Genomic DNA, 20,465 nt, shown 5'->3' with positions numbered 1-20,465 from the left:
CCTTCCGGCGCGAAATTTCCGAGGCGGCCATGACCGTACGAGGGCTACGGTCATGGCCATGTCCTACCGAGAGCTGGCCACCCGGCCCGTCCTGACATGGTGCGCCGTCGTCGTCGCCGCCCGCATGCCCGTCGCCATGGCGCCTCTCGCGCTGGTCTTCGTCGTCCGCGAGCGGCCCGGCGGCTACACCCTCGGCGCCGTCCTCGCCGCCGTCTACGTCATCGGCGAGGTCATCGGCGCCCCCCTCCTCGGTACCCGGCTGCGGCCCGACCGGCCGCGCCCCCATGTGGCCGTCGGACTGGCCGCCGGCGCCGCCGGTTTCACCGGACTCGGCCTCCTGCCCGGCGCGCACCCCGTCGTCCTCGGAGCGTTCGCGTTCCTCGCCGGTTTCGCACCCGCCTCCGCGCCCGGCGCGACGCGCGCCCTGCTCACCGGCATGGTTCCCGAACGCGCGGTCGCCCAGGCGCTGAGCCTGGAATCGATGCTCACCTTCATCATCTGGGCGGCCGCGCCCGCGATCGCCACCGGCCTCGCGCTCGGCACGGCCCCGTACGTGCCGCTGCTGCTTGCCGGCGCCCTGATGGCGGTCTCCGTCGCCGGCCTGTGGGCGCTGCCCGCCGGCTGGCAGACGGGCCCGGACGACCTGGACGGGCAGTCCACGGTCCGGCTCATCGCCCGCGCCTGGCCGGTGTACGTGACCGGCGCGGCGAGCCTGTCCCTGCTGGCGCTGACCGAACTGATCCTGCCCGCGCTCCTGGAACAGCGGTCCATCGGCATCGGCTGGGCGGGACCGCTCCTCGCCGGGTTCTCGATCGCCTCGGCGGTGGGCGCGTTCGTGTACGGGCTGCGCGGCTGGCCGGGCCGGCTGCCCACCCAGAGCCTGGTGCTGCTCCTCGGTGTCTCCGCGGGCGTCACACTCGTCGCCGTACTGCCCGGGACGGTCGCCATGGGCGCCGCGCTGGTGGCCGCCGGACTGCTCCAGGCACCCTCCAGCCTGGCCCGGAACCTGACGCTCCGTGAGGTGCTCCCGTCGAGCGCGCTGGCCGCCGGGTACTCGGTGATGTACGCGGCCGTCGGCGCCGGTTACGCCGCCACCGGCTCCCTCGCGGGTGCTCTGCTGCGTGTCGTGGCACCGTCCACGGCGATCATGGTCGGCGTGGGACTCACCGTGCTCCTGGCGCTGATCGGCGCGGTGGGGGAGCGGCGGATGTCACGCCTGCCGGACGCCTCCGGAGAGGCCGGTGCCGCTGCGAAGGGTTTCGCTGCGGAAGGTGCGGCGGTAGACCGTCGGCGGGACACCGAGCGCAGCCTGTAGGTGCTGGCGCATCGACTGGGCCGTGCCGAAGCCGGCGTCCTGGGCGACCTGGTCGATCGAGAGGTCGCTGGACTCCAGCAGCCGGCGGGCCCGTTCGACCCGCTGGGCGGTGAGCCACTGCCCCGGGCTCACCCCCACCTCCTCGCGGAAGCGGCGCGTGAAGGTCCGTACGCTCATCGCCTCCTGCTCGGCCAGATCGCGCAGTTGGATCGGCTCGTGCAGATGCGCGAGTGCCCAGGCGCGCGCCGTGGTGGTGGAGTGGGTGCCTGGCTCGGGGAGCGGCCGCTCGATGTACTGGGCCTGGCCGCCGTCGCGGTGCGGGGGTACGACGGTCCGGCGGGCGACGTCGTTGGCGACGGCGGAGCCGTGGTCGCGGCGCACGATGTGCAGGCAGAGGTCGATCCCGGCGGCGACGCCCGCCGAGGTGAGGACGTCGCCGTCGTCGATGAACAGCACCTCCGCGTCGACGTCGACGTCCGGGAACATCCGCTGGAAGTGCTCGGCCGCCGCCCAGTGGGTGGTGGCCCGGCGCCCGTCGAGGTAGCCCGCGGCGGCGAGGACGTACCCGCCGGTGCAGATGGAGACCAGGCGCGTGCCCGGCCGGATGTGGGCGAGCGCCGCGGCCAGCGGGGCGGTCAGCCGCCCCTCCTCGTACACCGGCCCCAGTTCGTACGAGGCGGGGACGATCACCGTGTCCGCGGTGGCCAGAGCCTCCGGGCCGTGCTCGACCTGGATGGCGAAGTCGGCGTCGGTACGGACCGGCCCGGCGGTGGGCGCGCAGGTGACGATCTCGTACAGGAGGCGGCCCGCGCTGTCCTTCGCGCGGCCGAAGATGCGGTGGGGGATGCCGAGCTCGAAGGGGAGCAGCCCGGTGAGGGCGAGGACGGCGATGCGGTGCGGTCGGTGGGGGCGGTGCTTTCGGGATCCGGCCATGGCCCGATCCTATCGAAAGCTGTCATTCGGGCCAGTGGTCGCGTCCGGCCGCCGCCCCGAAGCTGTCTGTCGTGACCCAGACAACCGACTCCCGTACCGATCCGCTGTCTCCCCCGCCCGCCCGGCCGGCCCCGCACGCCTCCCGTGTCCACGGCGTCTCCCGTGTCCACCGCGCCTGGTTCGTCGCCGCCGTCGCCTTCGTCACGATCATCGGAGCGGCAGCCTTCCGTTCCCTGCCGGGGCTGCTGTTCGACCCCCTGCACGGCGAGTTCGGCTGGTCACGCGGCACGATCGGGTTCGCCGTCTCGGTGAACCTCGCGCTGTACGGTCTGACGGCGCCGTTCGCCGCCGCCCTGATGGACCGTTTCGGCATCCGCAGGGTCGTCGCCGTCGCCCTGACGGTCATCGCGGTCGGCTCCGGGCTCTCCGTCTTCATGACCTCGTCCTGGCAGCTGATCACCTACTGGGGTCTGCTCGTCGGCCTCGGCACGGGCTCGATGGCGCTGGCGTTCACGGCGACCGTCACCACCCGCTGGTTCGCCGAACGCCGGGGCCTGGTCACCGGCATCCTGACCGCCGCCGGTGCCTCCGGCCAGCTCGTCTTCCTGCCGCTGCTCTCCTGGATCGTGGCGAACCACGGCTGGCGGCCCGCGTCCGTCACGGTCGCCCTGTCCGCGCTCGCCGTCGTCCCCTTCGTCTGGCTGCTGCTGCGCGACCACCCCGCCGACGTGGGCCTCGCGCCCTACGGCGCCAAGGAGTTCGTGCCCAAGCCGCCGCCCGTCACCGGCGCGGCCCGACGGGCCGTCACCGTCCTCTTCCAGGCCGCCCGCACCGGCCCGTTCTGGCTGCTCGCCGGCACCTTCGCGATCTGCGGCGCCTCCACCAACGGCCTGATCCAGACCCACTTCGTGCCGGCCGCCCACGACCACGGCATGCCCGTCACGGCGGCGGCCTCGCTGCTCGCGGTCATCGGTGTCTTCGACATCGTCGGCACGATCGCCTCCGGCTGGTTCACCGACCGCTTCGACGCCCGGCGGCTGCTCGCCGTCTACTACGCGCTGCGCGGGATCTCCCTGCTCTTCCTGCCGCTGCTGCTCGCGCCGAGCGTCCACCCGCCGATGGTCTTCTTCATCGTCTTCTACGGCCTGGACTGGGTGGCGACAGTCCCGCCGACGATCGCCCTGTGCCGGGAGCACTACGGCGACGACTCGGCGATCGTCTTCGGCTGGGTCCTCGCCTCGCACCAGGTCGGCGCGGCGGTGGTCGCCTTCGCCGGTGGTGTGGCGCGGGACCTCTTCGGCTCGTACAACGTCGTCTGGTACGCCTCCGGGGCGCTGTGCGCGGCGGCGGCGCTGATGGCGCTGGTGATCCGGCGGCGGCCGGCGACTGCCATGGCATAGCCGGGGCGGTGTCGGACGCCCGTCCCGCCGGCGGGAAGATCGCTGGTGGGAGGGGTGATCCGGATGACGGGGACGACGGCGCGGCGCGCGAGCTCGGCGCCGTTTCTGTTGGCGATGTCGGTGCTCTTGGTCGAGGCCGTGCTGGCCGCCGAGGTGCTGGCCTTCACGGGACTCGACGAGGAGGCGTACCGGCGGCCGGACGACCCGTCCTTCTTCCTGGTGCAGATGCCCGCCATCTTCTGCTTCGGACTGCCGTTCGCGGCCGTCGGCGCGCTCGTCGCGCTGCTGGTGACCGTGGCCGGCGAGTGGCTCGGGCGGCGGTTCACGGGCCGGGAGGTGTGGTGGTGGCTGCCCGTGCCGGCCGCCGTCGCCGCCGCCGTGCCGGTGGCGGCCGGGTACGAGATGCTCCGTTTCGCGTTCGGTCTCACGCCCGGGGAAGCGGTCGCCTGCTGGCTGCTGGTGACGCTCGGCCTGTCCGTGGCGGCCCTGGTCGCCCATCTCGCGGGCGGCCAGCTGTCGTTGGGCCGCAGGCCGAAGTGGCAGGGCCGGGTGTACGGCGGCGGCGCGCTGGTCTCGGCCCTGATCTTCGCCCTCGGCACGGCGGTGTACGCCACCGGCCTCGTCGGCCTCTACCGTCCCCCGCACCTCGGCGAGGCCGGGGTGACGGGCATCTGGACCAGCAACGGCAAGGGCACCCTGCGCCTGGAGAAGGACGGCACCGCGCGGGCGGCCGGGGCGCCCCTGGACACCTGGCGCGGTGACACCCACCACGAGGGGTGCGTCGGCGAGGGCACCTGGCGCTACGAGTCCGCCGAGGACACCGAGGAAACCTGGGACCAGAAGCTCCACGTCTCGATCGGGGACTGCTGGTACGGGCCGTGGCGGGTGAGCGGGACGGAGGCGGAGCCCAAGCTGGTCTACGAGGTCGGCGACCCGGACTCGCCGGACTGGTTCGTCCTGACGCGCTGAGAGGCCCGCTCGCCTGCGGCGCAGGTCAGGCGCTGAAGCGGCCGAACCGTCCCCGGTGGAAGAGGAGCGGCTCGCCTTCGTCCTCGGCGCCGAGGGCCTCCACCCGGCCCACCACGATCAGGTGGTCGCCGCCCGTGTGCACGGCGTGGATCGCGCAGTCGACCCAGGCGGGCACTCCGGCCAGCCGGGGCGATCCGGTGACGGGCGCGGGCCGGTGGTCCACCCCTGCGAACTTGTCCGCACCGCTCACCGCGAACCCCCGGCAGAGCGCGCCCTGACCGGCGCCCAGGACGTTCACGCAGAACACCCCGGCCCGGGCGATCCTCGGCCAGGTCGTCGACGTACGGGCGACCATGAAGGCGACGAGCGGCGGGTCGAGCGACAGCGACGCGAACGACTGACAGGCGAAGCCGGCCGGCCCCTCCTCGTCGTACGCGGTGATCACCGTGACCCCGCTCGCGAAGTTGCCAAGGACGCGCCGGAACTCGGCCGGGTCGACCGGCGGCCGTTCGTCCTCCCCTACGGCCCGCAGATCGGGCCGCGGAAGTGCCTCCACGCGCGCGTGGGCCGTCGGCGCACCGACCGAACTGAGGTAGCGGACGGCGGTGGCCGCCATCCCGGCGTGTCCCATCACCCTTCCATTGAAGCTGACGGATCGTCAGATAGGAAGGGGTGGGGGCGGTCGCCGGGGAGTCCGGCCGGCCCGAGCTCTTCCTCGTGACGGGGGACGAGTTCGATCCGGGCCTGGAGGTCCTGCGCAAGGGTTAGCGTGGGGGCCGGGGCAGCACACCGCCCGGCCGGTCGCGAGCGCTTGGAGCAGCGGAAATGGGCACGTCAGGCACGTCCTTGTTCGTCAAAGTCTGTGGTCTGCGGACCGAGCGGGACGTGGACACCGCCGTCGAGGCGGGCGCGGATGCCATCGGGTTTGTCTTCGCCGAGAGCCCGCGGCGGATCGACGCCGACACCGCGCGGCGCCTCGCCGAGCGGGTGCCCGAGGGGATCCTGACCGTCGGGGTCTTCCGCAACCAGCCGATCGAGGACGTACGGCAGCTGCTGGACGCCACCGGGATGCGCGCCGTGCAGCTGCACGGCGACGAGGACCTCGCCTTCTACGACGCCCTGCGGCCCGCGGGGCGCACGCTCATCCGTGGGGTCGCCGTGCGGGGCGAGGTGCCCCGCCACGGTGAGCGCGGCGAGGACATCCTGCTGCTCGACGCCCCCGTTCCGGGCGCGGGCGAGGTGTGGGACCACTCCGGCAAGCGGCTCCCGGAGCCGGGACAGGCCTGGCTCCTCGCCGGAGGCCTTGACCCGCGCAACGTCGCGGGCGCCGTGCGCGCCGTACGGCCCTGGGGCGTGGACGTCTCCAGCGGTATCGAGGTCAGCCGGGGTGTGAAGAGCCCGGACCTGATCGAGTCGTTCATCCGCGCGGCCCGGGGCGCGTGAGGGGCCCGGGCTGGGAGCCCGGGGCTGGGCGCGTGAGGGGGATCTGCGGAGTCCCGTCCGCGGAGTCCCGCGGGCCCGGCGGCCGGGGACCTGAGGGGGCCGCTCCGGAGCGCCGGGGGCCAGTGGACTGGGCGCCGAGGGTCCTTTCCGGAGTGCCAGCCCTGGGGGCCGGCGGCCCGGGTGCCTGAGGGGGCGGCCGGTCCCTGGGGCCGGCGGCCCCCTAGAACCCCCGGTAGTCGGGGGTACGGCGCTCCACGAAGCTCGCCACGCCTTCGTTCGCGTCGCGCGTCGTCATCGTCGTCTCCACCGCCATCGCCTCCGCGGCGAACGCCGTGGCCCGGTCGGTGTCCAGGGAGGCGTTCACCAGCTGCTTGGTGAGGGCGAGCGCGCGGGTCGGGCCCTGGGCCAGGCGCTCCGCCCAGGCGCGGGCCGTCTTCTCCAACTCACCGGCCGGGACTACCCGGTTGACCAGGCCCATGCGCTGCGCGTCGGGCGCCGGGAGCGCGTCGCCGAAGAACATCAGCTCCTTGGCGCGCTGCGGGCCGACCAGACGCGGCAGCAGATACGCCCCGCCGCCGTCCGGCACCAGGCCGCGCCGGACGAACACCTCGATGAACGTGGCCGACTCGGCCGCCAGCACCAGGTCGCAGGCGAAGGCGAGATGCGCCCCGATCCCGGCCGCCGTGCCGTTGACGGCCGCGAGCACCGGCTTCTCGCAGTCCAGTACGGCTCCGATCAGGCGCTGCGCGCCGAGCCGGATGGTCCGGGCGATGTCACCGGTCACCCGTTCCCGGCCGGTGGACGGCGCGCCCCGCAGGTCGGCGCCGGCGCAGAAGCCCTTGCCGGTGGCGGTGAGGACGACCGCCCGCACGGCCGGGTCGGCGGAGGCGTCGGCGAGCAGCGCGATGACCCGTTCGCGCTGGTCCCAGGTGACCGCGTTCATCGCGTCGGGACGGTTGAGGGTGATCCACGAGACGCCGTTGTCAGTGGCGTGCAGTACCAATGACTCAGGCGAGTTCGTGGATTCTTCGGGGGAGGAAGTCATGGTCCAGCGGCTCCGATGGGGGTGGGTCCGATGCGGGCGGGCGCGATCCGGGTACGTGCCGTCAGCGGCACACGGCGAGCGCGTCCAGCGCCACCGCGCCCTGGCCGCGCTCCAGCACCACCAGGGGGTTGATGTCCAGCTCGGCCAGGTCGCCGCCGAGTTCGAGCGCCATCCGCTGCACCCGCAGCACGACCTCCACCAGCGCGTCCACGTCCGCCGGGGGCGCGCCCCGGACGCCGTCCAGAAGGGCCCGCCCGCGCAGCTCGGCGAGCATCGCCCGGGCCTGCTGCTCGCCGAAGGGCGGTACGCGTACGGCGGTGTCGGCGAGGACCTCGACCAGGACGCCGCCGAGGCCGACGGTCACCGTCGGGCCGAAAAGGGCGTCCTGCGTGACGCCCACGACCATCTCGACGCCCCGCTCGACCATCTGGCAGACGAGGATCCCGTCAAGGTCGACGCCTTCGTAGCGGGCGATGTCGGTCAGCTCGCGATAGGCGTCGCGGATCTGGCTGGCCGAGGTCAGCCCGATCTTGACCAGGCCCAGTTCGGTCTTGTGGGCGAGCTGGGCGCCGGACGCCTTCATCACCACCGGGTAGCCGACCAGACCGGCCGCCCGGACCGCCGCCGCGGCGCTGGTCACCAGCTGTTCGCGCGGTACGCGGATGCCGTAGGCGCGAAGGAGCTGCTTCGCCGCGTGTTCGCTCAGGCGGTGGCCCGGGCGCAGCAGTGCCTGAGCCTTGCGGAAGGACGGGGACGGTGTGCGCGGCGCCTCGTCGAAGGGGGAGCGGTAGCCGGTGGTGAACCGGCTGTGGTCCAGGTAGGCCTTGACGGCGGTGATGCAGTTGCCGAACGTACGGAAGGTTGCCACGCGCGACGATCCGAGCAGGGTCCGGCGGTACGCGTCCTCGGTGCCGACCGGGGAGCCCCAGACCACGCAGATCAGTTTGTCGGTGGTCTCCGCCGCGTCCACCAGGTCCTGCGCCAGCTTGTCGCTCATCGGTGGGAAGGGGCCGGTGATGGGGCAGACGAGGACACCGACGGACGGGTCGGCGAGGATCGCGTCGATGATCTTCCGGCCGCGCCAGTCGCCGACCGGGTGGCCGCCGTTGTCGACGGGATTGGCCACGCTCAGATAGCCGGGTATCCACTGATGCAGTTCGTCCTGTCGGTCCTGGCTCAGCGTCGGCAGGGTGAGGCCGGCCGCCGTGGCCAGGTCGGAGAAGTGCGCGCCCGTGCCGCCCGAGATCGAATACACCACGACGCCCTCCGCGGCCGGCGGCCGGGCGCGGGCCAGCAGGGCGGCGGTGTCCTGGAGTTCGTCGAGACCGTCCACCCGGATGACGCCGAACTGCCGCATGGCCGCGTCGACGACCTGGTCGGCGCCGGTCAGCTTGCCGGTGTGTGAGGCGGCCATCCGGGCCCCCGCCTCGGTGCGGCCGACCTTCACCGTCACCACGGGCACGCCCCGGCGGGCGGCGCGGTCGGCGGCGAGGAGGAAGGAGCGGCCGTCCTTGAGGCCCTCCACGTAGCAGGCGATGGCCCCGACCTCGGGGCGCTCGGCGAAGTACGAGATGAAGTCCGCGGTCTCCAGGTCGGCCTCGTTGCCGGTGGGCGCCCAGTGGGAGAGCCGTACGCCCAGCTCCTGGAGGGTGAAGACCGGGCGGCCCTGGTGGCCGGACTGGGTGATCAGGGCGATCGCGGGGCCGTCCAGGTCGTCGCGGAACTCCTCGAAGGCGTTGAGGTTGGTGTTCGGGCCGAGCAGGCGCAGCCCTGACCGTCGCACGGCGGCGGACAGCCGGTCCTGGGCCCGCGCCCCGGCGTCACCGGTCTCGGCGAACCCGGAGGCGAAGGCCACGGCGAACTTCACCTTGGCCTCGGCGAGTTCCTCGACGACCGGAAGGGGGTCGGCGACGAGCAGGACGGCCAGATCGACCGGGTCGGCGAGGTCGGCGACGGACGGCACGCAGTCGACGCCGAAGACCGAGGCGCGGGTCGGGTGCACGGGGTGCAGCCGCGCCCCGACACGCTCCGCCCAGGCGATCAGCTGCCTGGTGATCCCGGTGTTGGGGCGGCCCTCGGCGTCGGAGGCCCCGACGACGGCCACGGACTCGGGCCGGAAGAACCGGTCCAGGTCGGGGACGGGGACGTAGAGCGGCCGGCCGCTGACGTCCTGATCGCCCTCGGCCGCGGCCACGCCGTGGACGGCGGTTCCGGGCTGCTCTCCGCAGGCGACCACTCGGGCGCGGAGATCGGTGGTGAAGGTGCCGTGGGTTGATCCAAGCATCGTCCGCCCGCTCCTGCTCGTCGGCAACACTGAACTGACGCATAGTCAGATTAGCGAACTGACGACATGTCAGGAACCGGTCGTGCAGGTAAAGGTGTTGTGCGTGACCGCGCACAACCTTCGAGTCGGCCGACCGTCTTGGGGTCGCGCGATGCTCCCCACCGTGCCCGACCGTTCCCCCTGGGGGAAGTCACTTGTTCAGCCATACCGGTGCCGGCTGGAGCGGGTTCAACGCACCGGTGTGAGTGGGGCGGGCCGGGCGGTCAGGACTTCCTGGCCGTCCTGGCCGTCCGGGCCAGCGCCGTGGCGATCTTCCGGGCATCGATGGCCAGTTCGCGGAGCATGCCGCTGATCGGATTGGTGAAGCCTGTGAAGTACAGCCCCGGAGCCCCCGCCGGGCTGCGCCCGCCGTGCGCCAGCGGGCGGCCGCGCTCGTCCAGCACGCCCAGATGGCCTACCAGGCCCTCCAGGGCCCGTTCGTAGCCGGTCGCGGCGATCACCACGTCCGGGGCGAGGTGCTCGCCGTCCGTGAGGACGACCTTGCCGTCCTTGAACGCCTCGACGGCCGCGACCGGTTCGACCCGGCCGATCCTTACCGCGGCGATCAGCCCCACGTCCTGGACCGGCACAGCCCCCTGCCGCGCCCGCGACAACAGCCCTGTCTCCGGGCGGGGCAGCCCGCGCTCCGACAGGTCGGGCACGGAGATCCGGCCCAGTACGGCACCGGCCCGGTCCACGAACCACGCCGGCAGTCTGCGCGCCAGGATGCCGCTGCGCTGCGCGGGCCAGCCGGCCGTGGAGCGGCGCACGATGTGCGGGGCGGTACGGATCGCGAGCCGTACCCGCGCCGCGCCGCCCTCCGCGAGATCGACGGCGATCTCGGCGCCGGTGTTGCCCACCCCGACGACCAGGACGTCCTTGCCGGCGTACGGCGCGGCGTTGCGGTAGGAGGACGCGTGCAGGAACTCCCCTTCGTACGAAGGGAGACCGGGCCACTCCGGCAGGCGGGGGGTGTGGTTGTAGCCGGTGGCGACCACGACCGCGCGTCCTGTCAGCCGCCGCCCACCGGTCGCGTGCAGCACCCACTCCGGGCCCCGGCTCCCGGGCTGCCCGGACGGCTCGGCCCGCTCGACACGGGAGACCTCGACGCCCGTCACTATCTCCAGTTCGTGCAGGTCGGCGTAGGTCTCCAGATAGCGCACCAGGTTGTCGCGGGAGACCCAGCGGCCGAAGGAGCGGGGTATGGGCATGCCCGGCAGCGCGGAGAGCCGCCGGGTGGTGTGCAGCCGCAGCCGGTCGTAGTGGCCGCGCCAGGACGCGCCGACGGCGTCGGACTTCTCCAACACGACGGCCCGTACGCCCCGCCGGCGCAGTGCGGCGGCGACGGCGAGGCCGCCGGGTCCCGCGCCGATCACATAGACGGGTCTGTCGTCGGTGGTTCTGTCCATGGATGCTCAGCGTAACGGCGTGCTCACTTGATGGGTCTCGGCCGAGAGGGGGTTCGGTTGCGAATCGATCACGCCCGCACGCCCCTTGCGCCGCGGGGCGCCATCCGCTGAACTGACGTACCGTCAGATGAGTGGGAAGGGGTCCGGGATGCAGACCGTCTGGCTCACCGGCGGCGAATGGCTCGCCGTCCTCCGTATCGGCCTCGGTCTGTGGTGGCTGGAGAGCTGGCGCCACAAGGACAAGAAGGGCTGGCTCGAGCGCGGCACGGGCATCGCCTGGGCCGCCGACGTGGCCGCCAAGCACAAGTGGCCCGCGGTCCGGGCCGGCTTCGACCGGGTGGTCGCGCCCCGCCCGAAGGCCATGGCGTACGTCGTCGTCCACGCCGAACTCGCCCTGGGGCTCGGCCTGGTCGTCGGCTTCCTCACGCCCGTCGCGCTCGTCGGGGGCCTGCTGCTCAACCTGCTCTACCTGACCCTGATGATCCACGACTGGGCCGAGCAGGGACAGAACGCGATGATGGCGCTGATCTCCCTCGTCGCGCTGTTCGCCATGTCCTGGCAGACCTGGTCCCTCGACCACGCGATCGGGCTCTTCTGATGACCGCCGTACCGGAGATCGACGCCTTCACCCGCCCGTACTGGGACGCCGCCGCCGAGGGGCGGCTGCTGATCAGGCGCTGTCGGGACTGCGCGCGCGCCCACCACTACCCGCGCGAGTTCTGCCCGTACTGCTGGAGCGAGAGCGTGACCTGGGAGCGGGCGAGCGGCCGGGCCACGCTCTACACCTGGTCGGTGGTCCACCGGAACGACCTGCCGCCGTTCGGCGCGCGGACGCCCTACACGGCCGCGGTCGTGGATCTGGCCGAGGGGCCGAGGATGATGACCGAGATCGTCGGGTGCCCGGAAGGAGACCTGAGGATCGGGATGGACCTGGAGGCCACCTTCCGGGAGGAGGGCCCGCAGGGCGTCGCCGTGCCCGTCTTCGGACCGGCCGCGCGCTGAGGGCCCGGGCTCCCGTCACACCGCGAGCGGCACCGGGTGGATCTCGTCCGCCGCGTGCCCGGTCCGTTCATGGATGCGCTGGACGGCCTCCGCCGACGGTGCGTCGGACAGGCAGTAGACCGTCCCGGACTTCGGGTCCGCCCACGCGTGCCTGAAGTGCACGCCCTCGTCCTTCTCGATGGCGAGGTCCGCCTGGTGCGCCTCGTTGAGCTGCTCGGCCGTTATGCCCACCATGCCGCGATGGACATCCATGTACGTGCCCATGGAATCCACACCTCCGGGATGTCTGTTTCCTTCCCTCACTCCATGGTGCGCGCCATGAGCGGCGGCGGCGCGGTGACGGCGTCCCAGGCCGCCATCGCTCGCTCCGCGATCCGCTCCAGGTCCGCCCGTGTGGCGCCGTCGCGGGCCTGGACGGACATGCCCTGGACCACGGTGGTGTAGAAGGCGGCGACGGCGGCGGTGTCGGCGCCCTCGGTGAGGTCGCCGTCCCGTACGCCCTGGTCCAGGCGGCGGGTCAGCTCCTGGAGCCCGTTCCTGCGCCACTGCGCGAGGTAGTCCTGTACGGGCGCGTTGGCGTCGGAGCAGTTCGTGGCGGCCAGCACGATCATGCAGCCGCTGGGGCGGCCGCTCTCGGTGTAGGCGCGGGCGTTCGCCCGCAGCAGCGCCTCGACGGCGGCGCGGGCGGTGGGGGCGTCGGTGAGCGCACGCGAGGAGGGTGCGCCCTCGGTGGCGTCGTACAGCGCCACGGATTCGCGGAACAGCTCCTCCTTGGAGCCGAACGCGGCGTAGAGGCTGGGGGAGTTGATGCCCATGGCGGTGGTGAGGTCGGTCATCGAGGTCGACTCGTAACCGTGCTGCCAGAACACCTCCATCGCGCGTTCGAGGGCTGTCGTGCGGTCGAACTTCCGGGGGCGTCCGCGGCCGGCCATGCTCCCTCCTTTTTCTGTGTCGGTCAGTAAATATATGCCTTGACGTGGCCGGTCGGGGCGTGATCTCATTTCTGTGCTGATCAACATAGAAATGGGGAGTGGCGTGAGCGAGCTCGCGGGCAAGGTCGTGCTGGTGACGGGTGGCAGCAGGGGGATCGGGGCGGCGGTCGCGCGCCGGCTGGCGGCGGAGGGCGCGGATGTTGCACTCACCCACTCCAGCGCCTCTTCCAAGGCGAAGGCGCAGGAGGTCGTGGCCGAGATCGAGGCGCTGGGGCGGCGCGCGCTGGCGATCGAGGCGGACTCGGCGGACGCGCGGGCGGTCGAGGCCGCGGTCGAGCGGACGGCGGCGGAACTCGGGCGGCTGGACATCCTGGTCAACAACGCCGGGATCGGCGTCTTCGGCCCGGTCGAGGACATCTCCCTGGAGGAGGTCGACCGGACGCTCGCGGTCAACGTCCGCGCCGTCTTCCTCGGCTCGCGCGCCGCGCTGGCGCACCTGCCGGAGGGCGGCCGGATCATCAGCATCGGCAGCAACCTCGCGGACCGGGTGCCCTTCGCCGGCAGCGTGCTCTACTCCATGAGCAAGTCGGCGCTCAGCGGCATGACCCGTGCGCTCGCCCGGGAACTGGGCCCGCGCGGCATCACGGTCAACCTGGTGCAGCCCGGCTCCACCGACACCGACATGAACCCGGCGGACGGCGAACTGGCCGACACCCAGCGAAGCCTGTCAGCACTGGGCAGCTACCTGGCCCCGGCCGAGATAGCGGCAACGGTGGCCTACCTGGCGGGCCCGGCCGGCCGGGGCGTCACGGGCGCGTCGTTCACGGTGGACTCGGGCACGAACGCCTGAGCGGCCGGCGGCGGGCGCCGTGTGACGGCCGGAGCGCCCGCCGGGCCGGCGCGCCGGGCGAGGGCCCGTGCGGCTGCGGGCGGATGCCGGGTGGTGGCTCGGGCGCCGGCCTCGGCGGCGCATCGGGCGAGGGCTCGTGCGGCTGCGGGCGGTGTGCGGGGTCGGCCGGTCGTGTCCCCGTGGGCGTGCAGGCCGAGGCCGTGCGGCTGCCGTCGGGATGCCTGGTCTTGGCCCGGGCGACCGCCCGGCGCGCCGGGCGAGGCCGTGCGGCTGCCGTCGGGATGCCTGGTCTTGGCCCGGGCGACCGCCCGGCGCGCCGGGCGAGGCCGTGCGGTTGTCGGCTGGGTACCCGGTCGTGCCCCGGCCCGACCGCCCCGGGCCGGGCCGGTTGAGGTGGCCGAGGCCGTGCGGCTGCCGTCGGGATGCCTGGTCTTGGCCCGGGCGACCGCCCGGCGCGCCGGGCGAGGCCGTGCGGCTGTCGGCTGGGTACCCGGTCGTGCCCCGGCCCGACCGCCCCGGCCCGACCGCCCCGGCCGGGCGGGCCGGATGAGGTGGGCGAGGCGGTGCGGCCACCGACCGGGCCCGGCGCCCGTCCCCGTCGCGGCCGACGGTCAGGGCCAGAGCAGGTGGCGCGTCCAGCCCGCGCCCCCCGCGGCGCTGACGTAGCGCAGTCGGATGTGGCGGCGGCGGTCGTCGCCCTGGAAGAACTCGACCTCGCGTGCCGCGAGGGCGTACGTCGTCCAGGTCGCCGAGCGGGCGTCAGGGTCCGCCTGGGCGCGTTCCCATGCGGACTGGCTTGCCTGGTGCAGGGTCTCGGGGGAGTCGAGGACCTCGCTCTGGTGGCCGACGAGGGCGGAGGCCAGCGCGCCCGTGGAGCGGACCCGCAGGTCGGCGTCGGCCTCCTCGGGGGTGCCGGTGGTGACCTGGCCCCGGACCCGGATCTGGCGGCCCTGCGCGGGCCAGTAGAAGCCGAGCGCCGCCTCGGGGCGGGCGGCCAGCTGGCGGCCCTTCGCGCTGGTGGCGTGCGAGGCGAAGTGCCAGCCCCGCTCGTCGGCGCCGTGCAGCATCAGCGTCCGTACGTCCGGCCGGCCGTGCTCGTCGACGGTCGCCAGCGACATGGTGTGCGGCTCGGTCTGCCCGGCCTCCGCGGCCGCCACGAACCACGCGTGGAACAGCGCGAGCGGATCGTCGGGCACGGCGGCCGGGTCGAAGGAGGGCAGCTCCGTGTCCCACACCCGCAGGGAGCGGAGGGTCTGCTGAAAACGGGCCGCGAGGTCATCACCGGATCCGGTCATGCCCCCATCATTCGCCCCCGGACCCGCGCGGCCGCACCCGCCCCCACCGGCTGCGGGAGCCGCATGAGCGGATCGTGGCCGAGGGGCCGTTCGTGGCCCACTCCACCCGCTTCCTCATCGAGGCACGGGAACCGGCCGGGGAACCGCGCTGACCTACCGGGGAGCCGCGCTGACCTCGTACGTCCCGTAGTCCCTGACCGGGATGGCGTGCGCCGCCTTCTGGATGCCCCCGCACGCGCCCGCTTCCGTCCCGCCCTCACCCCCGCCCCAGCACCACCGTCCCCGACGAGCAGAACCAGCCCCCCGTCCCCGAGGCCACCGCCAGCTCCGGCAGGCTTCCGTCAGGGCGCCGAACCTGGAGTCCCGGGGCCTCGCCGCGTAACTGCCGCACAGCCTCCACAAGCAAGAACAGGCCCCGCATCCCCGGATGGCAGGCCGAGAGCCCGCCGCCGTCGGTGTTGACCGGCAGCCGGCCCTTCTCCTCCACGAACGGTCCGCCCTCGCCCTTGGCGCAGAAGCCCAGGTCCTCCAGGGTCACCAGCGTCATGTAGGTGAAGGCGTCGTAGATCTCGGCGAAGTCGATGTCCTCCGGGCCCACCCCGGCCCGTTCGAAGGCGAGCCTGCCGCTGACCGCCGCCGGGGAGACCGTGAAGTCCTCCCACTGCGACATCGCCGTGTGCGAGACGTGCTCGCCGGTGCCGAGGATCCAGACCGGTGCCTTCGCCGTGTCGGGGACGTACTCCTCGGCGGCGAGCAGTACCGCGCAGCCGCCGTCGCTGCGGATGCAGCAGTGCAGCTTGGTGAACGGGTCGGCGATCACCGGCCCGGACAGGACGTCGTCCACCGTGATCGGGTCGCGGAACATCGCCTCCGGGTTGAGTGCGGCGTTCGCCCGCGCCTGGACCGCCACCTCGGCGAGCTGCTCCAGCGTCGTGCCGTACTCGTGCATATGGCGGCGCGCGGCCATCGCGTACTTGGCGACGAGCGTGTGCCCGTGCGCCACCTCGAACTGCAGCGGCCCGCGCGCCCCGAAGGAGAGGTTGGAGGTGCGCCGCCCCGCCTTGATGTCGGCGCGGGCGGTCGCGCCGTACACCAGAAGGACCGCGTTCGCGTGCCCGGCGGCGATCGCGTCGGCCGCGTGGGCCGCCATGACCTCCCAGGTGGCGCCGCCCACGGCGGTGGAGTCCACCCAGCGCGGCCGCAGCCCGAGGTACTCGGCGACCTCGACCGGGGCGAGCGTGCCGAGCCCGACCGACGCCAGCCCGTCGATCACCGACCGGTCGAGCCCGCTGTCGGCGAGCGCGCGCCGCGCGGCCTGGGCATGCAGGGTGTAGGGGGTGGCCTCGTCGACCCGGCCGCAGTCCGAGAGGGATATGCCGACGACGGCGACCTTGCGCCGCCGGGAGGAAGTCCGCGGGGTGGCAGTCATGAATCTGACGGTACATCAGATAATCTGGCGCGTATGCCCCACAGCAGCGCCGAAGACGTCGACGAGTACCTTGCCGAAGTCGTCGAGCCCGACCGGCTCACCGTCCTCGTGCGGCTGCGCGAACTGTGCCGTCTGGAGCTGAAGGGGTACGAGGAGGGGATGGCGTACGGCATGCCCGCCTACCGGCTGCCCGGCGGCGAGCCCGAGATCGCCTTCGCCAATCAGCGGCAGTACATCTCCTTCTATCTGATGCGCCCCGACGTCCGGGAAGGCTTCGCGGACCGGCTCGCCGGCCAGGACATGGGCAAGGGCTGCCTGCGCTTCCGCCGGACCGAGAAGGTCGACTTCACGCTCGTACGGGACCTGCTGCGGGCCACCGCCGCGGGCCCCGGCCAGGTCTGCTGATCCCGCCCGCCCCGCCTCTGGGCATCTGAGCGGGCCCGCTCTAACATGACGGCCCGTCAGATACGGAGGGGAGCTCCATGGACGCCGCCTTCACCGCGGAGCAGGACGAGATCCGCCGCACCCTGCGCGAACTGCTCGCCAAACGGTCCTCACCCGGTGACGTCCGGGCGGCGGTCGCCACCGCCGACGGCTACGACCCCGCGCTCTGGGCCCAGCTCTCCGAACGGCTGGGCCTGCCCGGTCTCGCCCTGCCCGAGGCGTACGGCGGCGTCGGCTGCACCCCCGCCGACCTCGCCCTCGCCGCCGAGGAGACCGGCCGCGCCCTGACTCCCTCGCCGCTGCTCGCCACCTCCGTCCTCGCCGCCCCGCTGATCGCGGCGCTCGGCGCCGAGGCCCAGCGGGCCGCGCTCCTGCCCCCGATCGCCGCCGGAACCCTGACCGCCACGCTCGCCGTCCCCGGCGGGCACCTCGCCACCGCACTCGGCCTGACCGGCGACCCCGCCGAGGGGCAGTGGGCCGGCGGCGGCCGGGCGGGCGGTGTCCAGGCCCGGCCGGTACGGGACGGCTGGCAGCTGTACGGGGAGGCCGCCCAGGTCCTCGACGGGCACAGCGCGGACCTGCTGCTCGTCGCCGCGCACACCGGAGGCTTCGCCCGCAGCCGCACCCTCCTCTTCCTCGTCCGCGCGGACACCCCAGGACTCGGCCGGCAGCGGCAGACCGCCCTGGATGTGACCCGGCCGCAGGCGACGGTCGAACTGCGTGACTGCCCGGGGGAGTTGCTCGGCACCGACCCGGCCGACGTGCCCGGCGCGCTCGCCGCCACGGGCCGTACGGTGGCCACCGTCCTCGCCGCGGAGTCCGTCGGCGCGGCGGCCGCGGCGCTGGAGAGGACCGTCGAGTACGTCCGTACCCGCGAACAGTTCGGCCGGCCCATCGGGTCCTTCCAGGCCGTCAAGCACCGCCTCGCCGATCTCTACGTCCAGCTCCAGGCCGCCCGCTCGGCGGCGTACTACGCCGCCTGGGACCCGGACGCCGGAGGTCTCGCCCTCGCCCAGGCCCTGGAGGCGCTGCGGACCGTCACCGGCGAGGCGATCCAGCTCCACGGCGGCATCGGTTTCACCTGGGAGCACGAGGCGCACCTCTACTTCAAACGGGCCGCGGCCGACGAGCTGCTCTTCGGGCCGGTCCACCGGCTGCGCGCCCGCGCGGCCGAGGAGGCAGGCCTCTTCGCCGACGGGGTGGTGGCTCCCTGATGCGTCAAGGGCCGCCGGGCATCCGGCTGATCCAGAAGGTCTCCTCCACCCGGGCGTTCGCGAAGATCGCCCCGCATGTCGTCCCGGCGATGGACCGCGCGGTGCACCGCCTCACCCGCGGCAAGGTCATGCTCAGCGCCCGGATGCTGCCCGGCCTCGTCCTGACCGCGCGCGGCGCGAAGTCGGGCCGGCCGCGCACCACACCGCTGGCCTGCATGCCGGAGCCGGGCGGCAGCTGGATCCTCGTCGGCTCCAACTTCGGCCGTCCGGGGCATCCCGCGTGGACCGCGAACCTGCTCGCGCACCCGGACGCGCGGGTGAGCCTGCACGGCGAGGAGTTCGGTGTACGGGCCGAGCCGCTGACGGGGCAGGAGCGGGAGCGGGCGTGGGCGGCGGTGCTGGAGTTCTGGCCGCCGTACGCCACGTATCAGGCCCGGGTGGAGCGGGAGATCAGACTCTTCCGGCTCACGCGCAAAGGGTGACGCCACGGCCCGCGGACACATGAACGCCGACGCGAGAACGCGGACACAGAACGTGGACACAAGAACGCGGACACAAGAACGCCGACGGCGGTCGCAAGGGTGAACCGCCGTCGGCGTGACAGGACTGGACGACGGGACGGACCGGGGAGAAGACCTGCGGCAGGCGCGTCCGCACGCCGCGCGGTGCGGAGAGCGCGTGCGTTACTTCGCCGGCTTCTTGCCGGTGATGCCCAGATGGACCAACAGGGCGAGGTTCGGCTTGAGTTCGGCCTGCTTGACGCCCCAGGTCTGGAAGCCCTTCTGGTGTCCGGCGACCGCGGCCAGCATCGCGACCAGCGAGCCCGCCATCGCCGCGGGGCTGACGTCCTTGTCGACCTTGCCCTTGGACTGGAGCTCCTTCACCGCGTCGGTGAGGGAGTTGGTGACGGAGTTCAGGATCTTCATGCGGATCTTGTAGAACCGCTTGTCGCCCTCCGCCGCCCCCAGGTCCACCACGCGCAGGATCGCGTCGTGGCGTCTCCAGAAGTCCAGGAAGCCGTCGACGAGTTCCTCGGCGGCCTGCCATCCGGCCTTGCCGATCCAGGCGCGGCCGGAGACCAGTTCGGTCAACGCGGCGCCTTCCTTGGCCATTTCCTCGGCGATCTCGAGGACCGCGCCCTCGACGTCCGGGAAGTACTGGTAGAAGGTCGCGGGTGAGGTGCCCGCCTTCCGGGCCACGTCGATGACTTTGACGTCCCGGTACGGCGAGGAGCTGAGCATCTCGCTGAGGCAGTCGAGCAGCTTCTGCCGCGTCGCCTGACCTCGTCGACCGGCCACGCGGCCGTCGACGGTGCGTACTTGTCCTGTCATGCCGTCAGCTTACCGAGGGGTGATCGGCGCGCGATTCGGCCGACTGCAAATGGGGTGCACCCCCTGCTCCGGCCGCTCCCGATGTCCAGGCGCCACACCGTCACACCCCCATAAGGCTTATTAACAGCCTGTGGACAACTTCGGTGGACAACCCATGGAAACCCTGGAGCGGGGCTCCGTAAAATGGCTGTTTGTTCGATTTGATCGGTCTTTTCCTCCCTGCGTACGCCGATCCGCGCCGCTAGCTTGACCGTGACGGGCACCACACCCGCCCGTGACGACCCGCACCAGGGAAGGACGCCCATGGCCGCATTCGCAGAGGGCACACCCTGCTGGGTGGACGCGCAGCTGCCGGACCTCGAAGCGGGCAAGCGCTTCTACGGAGAGCTCTTCGGCTGGACCTTCGGCGAGGACCCCGGCGCGGCCTACGGCCACTACACCACCGCCTTCAAGGACGGCCGGCGCGTCGCCGCCCTCGCCCCCAAGCGCGACGGCCGCCTTCCCACCACCTGGGGCGTCTACCTCGCCACACCCGACGCCACCGCGCTCGCCGCCCGCATCGAGGCGGCCGGCGGCTCGATGGTGATGACGCCCTTCCCCATCGGCCCCTTCGGGGTCATGGCGCTCGCCGCCGACCCCGGAGGCGCCGTCTTCGGCCTCTGGCAGCCCGGCAGCCACCCCGGCTTCGAGCTCCAGAACACACCGGGATCCTTCTGCTGGGCCGAGGTCTACACCCGCGACAAGGAGGCCGTCGACGCCTTCTACACGTCCGTCTTCGGCTACGAGACGCGGGATATCGACGCCGCGTCCGAGGGGGACAGCGAACCCATCGACTTCCGGGTCTGGTCCCCCAAGGGCAGCAAGGCGGCCGACGACACCGCCATCGGCGGCCGGAGTGTGATCAACGACGCCTTCCCCGCCGAGATGCCCAGCCACTTCCTCGTCTACTTCGCCGTCGAGGACTGCGACGCCACCGCCCTGGCCGCCACCCGTCTGGGCGGGCGCGTCACCGAACCGCCCTTCGACACGCCGTACGGCAGGATCGCCGCGCTCATCGACAACCAGGGCGCCGCCTTCGCCGTCCTCGCCGAGCCGGAGCCCCTTGATCAGGGCGGCAAGGGTGAGTGATAT

The 20,465-nt window shown here is 73.1% G+C and carries 21 protein-coding genes and 1 pseudogene; 12 read left to right on the top strand and 10 right to left on the bottom strand.

Features of this window, described 5'->3' with window-relative positions; translation table 11 throughout:
* Positions 1–58 precede the first annotated feature (58 nt).
* Positions 59–1,315, top strand: a complete 1,257-nt coding sequence (locus tag IEZ01_RS15960; RefSeq protein WP_040875510.1) for an MFS transporter — start codon at positions 59–61, stop codon at positions 1,313–1,315.
* Here IEZ01_RS15960 and IEZ01_RS15955 read toward each other — a convergent pair.
* Complete coding sequence (locus tag IEZ01_RS15955; RefSeq protein ID WP_189202245.1) at positions 1,211–2,248, bottom strand: GlxA family transcriptional regulator; 1,038 nt, start codon at positions 2,246–2,248, stop codon at positions 1,211–1,213. The two genes, IEZ01_RS15960 and IEZ01_RS15955, sit on opposite strands and share 105 nt — an antisense overlap.
* A gap of 71 nt (positions 2,249–2,319) precedes the next feature.
* Here IEZ01_RS15955 and IEZ01_RS15950 point away from each other — a divergent pair, with 71 nt between their 5' ends.
* Positions 2,320–3,648 (top strand): MFS transporter, encoded by a 1,329-nt coding sequence (locus tag IEZ01_RS15950; RefSeq protein ID WP_373287621.1) that lies wholly within the window; start codon positions 2,320–2,322, stop codon positions 3,646–3,648.
* A 114-nt stretch (positions 3,649–3,762) separates the two neighbouring features.
* The gene (locus tag IEZ01_RS15945) at positions 3,763–4,617 is read left to right on the top strand and encodes a hypothetical protein (RefSeq protein WP_189202243.1); all 855 of its coding nucleotides are present in this window, start codon (positions 3,763–3,765) and stop codon (positions 4,615–4,617) included.
* Between the two features lie 25 nt (positions 4,618–4,642).
* On the opposite strand, the gene IEZ01_RS15940 is transcribed toward IEZ01_RS15945, so the two are convergent.
* A complete protein-coding gene (locus IEZ01_RS15940; RefSeq protein ID WP_189202391.1) occupies positions 4,643–5,233 on the bottom strand; it encodes a flavin reductase family protein in 591 nt (196 codons plus the stop codon).
* A 209-nt stretch (positions 5,234–5,442) separates the two neighbouring features.
* On the opposite strand from IEZ01_RS15940, the gene IEZ01_RS15935 reads away from it, so the two are divergent.
* Positions 5,443–6,060: a phosphoribosylanthranilate isomerase gene (locus tag IEZ01_RS15935; protein WP_189202241.1), complete on the top strand. Its 618-nt coding sequence runs from the start codon at positions 5,443–5,445 to the stop codon at positions 6,058–6,060.
* Between the two features lie 220 nt (positions 6,061–6,280).
* On the opposite strand, the gene IEZ01_RS15930 is transcribed toward IEZ01_RS15935, so the two are convergent.
* From IEZ01_RS15930 to IEZ01_RS15920, 3 genes are all read right to left on the bottom strand, one after another.
* Positions 6,281–7,105 (bottom strand): enoyl-CoA hydratase/isomerase family protein, encoded by an 825-nt coding sequence (locus IEZ01_RS15930; protein WP_189202239.1) that lies wholly within the window; start codon positions 7,103–7,105, stop codon positions 6,281–6,283.
* A gap of 61 nt (positions 7,106–7,166) precedes the next feature.
* Complete coding sequence (locus IEZ01_RS15925) at positions 7,167–9,389, bottom strand: acetate--CoA ligase family protein (RefSeq protein ID WP_019887203.1); 2,223 nt, start codon at positions 9,387–9,389, stop codon at positions 7,167–7,169.
* 263 nt (positions 9,390–9,652) lie between these two features.
* The gene (locus tag IEZ01_RS15920) at positions 9,653–10,837 is read right to left on the bottom strand and encodes a flavin-containing monooxygenase (protein WP_189202238.1); all 1,185 of its coding nucleotides are present in this window, start codon (positions 10,835–10,837) and stop codon (positions 9,653–9,655) included.
* Positions 10,838–10,985: 148 nt separating this feature from the next.
* Between IEZ01_RS15920 and IEZ01_RS15915 the strand changes: the two genes are divergently transcribed.
* Positions 10,986–11,435, top strand: a complete 450-nt coding sequence (locus IEZ01_RS15915; protein WP_019887201.1) for a hypothetical protein — start codon at positions 10,986–10,988, stop codon at positions 11,433–11,435.
* On the top strand, positions 11,435–11,839 hold the full coding sequence (locus IEZ01_RS15910; RefSeq protein ID WP_189202236.1) for a Zn-ribbon domain-containing OB-fold protein: 405 nt from the start codon (positions 11,435–11,437) through the stop codon (positions 11,837–11,839). The genes IEZ01_RS15915 and IEZ01_RS15910 overlap by 1 nt, the downstream gene beginning before the upstream one ends.
* Positions 11,840–11,854: 15 nt before the next feature.
* Here the strand turns inward: IEZ01_RS15910 and IEZ01_RS15905 are convergent, their stop codons facing one another.
* Both IEZ01_RS15905 and IEZ01_RS15900 read right to left on the bottom strand, forming a co-directional pair.
* Positions 11,855–12,103, bottom strand: coding sequence for an SCO4226 family nickel-binding protein (locus IEZ01_RS15905; RefSeq protein ID WP_028797650.1), 249 nt, complete (start codon positions 12,101–12,103; stop codon positions 11,855–11,857).
* A gap of 35 nt (positions 12,104–12,138) precedes the next feature.
* Positions 12,139–12,771, bottom strand: coding sequence for a TetR/AcrR family transcriptional regulator (locus IEZ01_RS15900; protein WP_019887196.1), 633 nt, complete (start codon positions 12,769–12,771; stop codon positions 12,139–12,141).
* 103 nt (positions 12,772–12,874) lie between these two features.
* Here IEZ01_RS15900 and IEZ01_RS15895 point away from each other — a divergent pair, with 103 nt between their 5' ends.
* On the top strand, positions 12,875–13,621 hold the full coding sequence (locus IEZ01_RS15895; RefSeq protein ID WP_019887195.1) for an SDR family NAD(P)-dependent oxidoreductase: 747 nt from the start codon (positions 12,875–12,877) through the stop codon (positions 13,619–13,621).
* A gap of 611 nt (positions 13,622–14,232) precedes the next feature.
* Here the strand turns inward: IEZ01_RS15895 and IEZ01_RS15890 are convergent.
* On the bottom strand, positions 14,233–14,916 hold the full coding sequence (locus tag IEZ01_RS15890; RefSeq protein WP_019887194.1) for a pyridoxine/pyridoxamine 5'-phosphate oxidase: 684 nt from the start codon (positions 14,914–14,916) through the stop codon (positions 14,233–14,235).
* Positions 14,917–14,963: 47 nt separating this feature from the next.
* Here IEZ01_RS15890 and IEZ01_RS34965 point away from each other — a divergent pair.
* Positions 14,964–15,068: pseudogene (locus IEZ01_RS34965) on the top strand (SAM-dependent methyltransferase); the annotation flags it as partial.
* Between the two features lie 104 nt (positions 15,069–15,172).
* Here the strand turns inward: IEZ01_RS34965 and IEZ01_RS15885 are convergent.
* The gene (locus IEZ01_RS15885) at positions 15,173–16,345 is read right to left on the bottom strand and encodes a thiolase C-terminal domain-containing protein (protein ID WP_189202234.1); all 1,173 of its coding nucleotides are present in this window, start codon (positions 16,343–16,345) and stop codon (positions 15,173–15,175) included.
* A gap of 33 nt (positions 16,346–16,378) precedes the next feature.
* Here IEZ01_RS15885 and IEZ01_RS15880 point away from each other — a divergent pair, with 33 nt between their 5' ends.
* From IEZ01_RS15880 to IEZ01_RS15870, 3 genes are all read left to right on the top strand, one after another.
* Positions 16,379–16,750, top strand: a complete 372-nt coding sequence (locus tag IEZ01_RS15880; protein WP_189202232.1) for an iron chaperone — start codon at positions 16,379–16,381, stop codon at positions 16,748–16,750.
* Between the two features lie 77 nt (positions 16,751–16,827).
* Positions 16,828–18,003, top strand: coding sequence for an acyl-CoA dehydrogenase family protein (locus tag IEZ01_RS15875; RefSeq protein WP_189202230.1), 1,176 nt, complete (start codon positions 16,828–16,830; stop codon positions 18,001–18,003).
* Positions 18,003–18,485, top strand: coding sequence for a nitroreductase family deazaflavin-dependent oxidoreductase (locus IEZ01_RS15870; RefSeq protein ID WP_189202228.1), 483 nt, complete (start codon positions 18,003–18,005; stop codon positions 18,483–18,485). The genes IEZ01_RS15875 and IEZ01_RS15870 overlap by 1 nt, the downstream gene beginning before the upstream one ends.
* 201 nt (positions 18,486–18,686) lie before the next feature.
* Here IEZ01_RS15870 and IEZ01_RS15865 read toward each other — a convergent pair whose 3' ends face one another.
* Entirely contained in the window at positions 18,687–19,334 is a 648-nt protein-coding gene (locus tag IEZ01_RS15865) for a TetR family transcriptional regulator (RefSeq protein ID WP_040875145.1), read from the bottom strand.
* Between the two features lie 303 nt (positions 19,335–19,637).
* On the opposite strand from IEZ01_RS15865, the gene IEZ01_RS15860 reads away from it, so the two are divergent.
* Positions 19,638–20,462: a VOC family protein gene (locus IEZ01_RS15860; RefSeq protein WP_019887188.1), complete on the top strand. Its 825-nt coding sequence runs from the start codon at positions 19,638–19,640 to the stop codon at positions 20,460–20,462.
* Positions 20,463–20,465: the final 3 nt, after the last annotated feature.

It is taken from the genome of Streptomyces purpureus, assembly GCF_014648195.1.
GTDB lineage: Bacteria > Actinomycetota > Actinomycetes > Streptomycetales > Streptomycetaceae > Streptomyces > Streptomyces purpureus.
The sequence above is the reverse complement of the archived record's forward strand: the minus strand, read 5'-3'. Positions and strand labels throughout refer to the sequence as shown.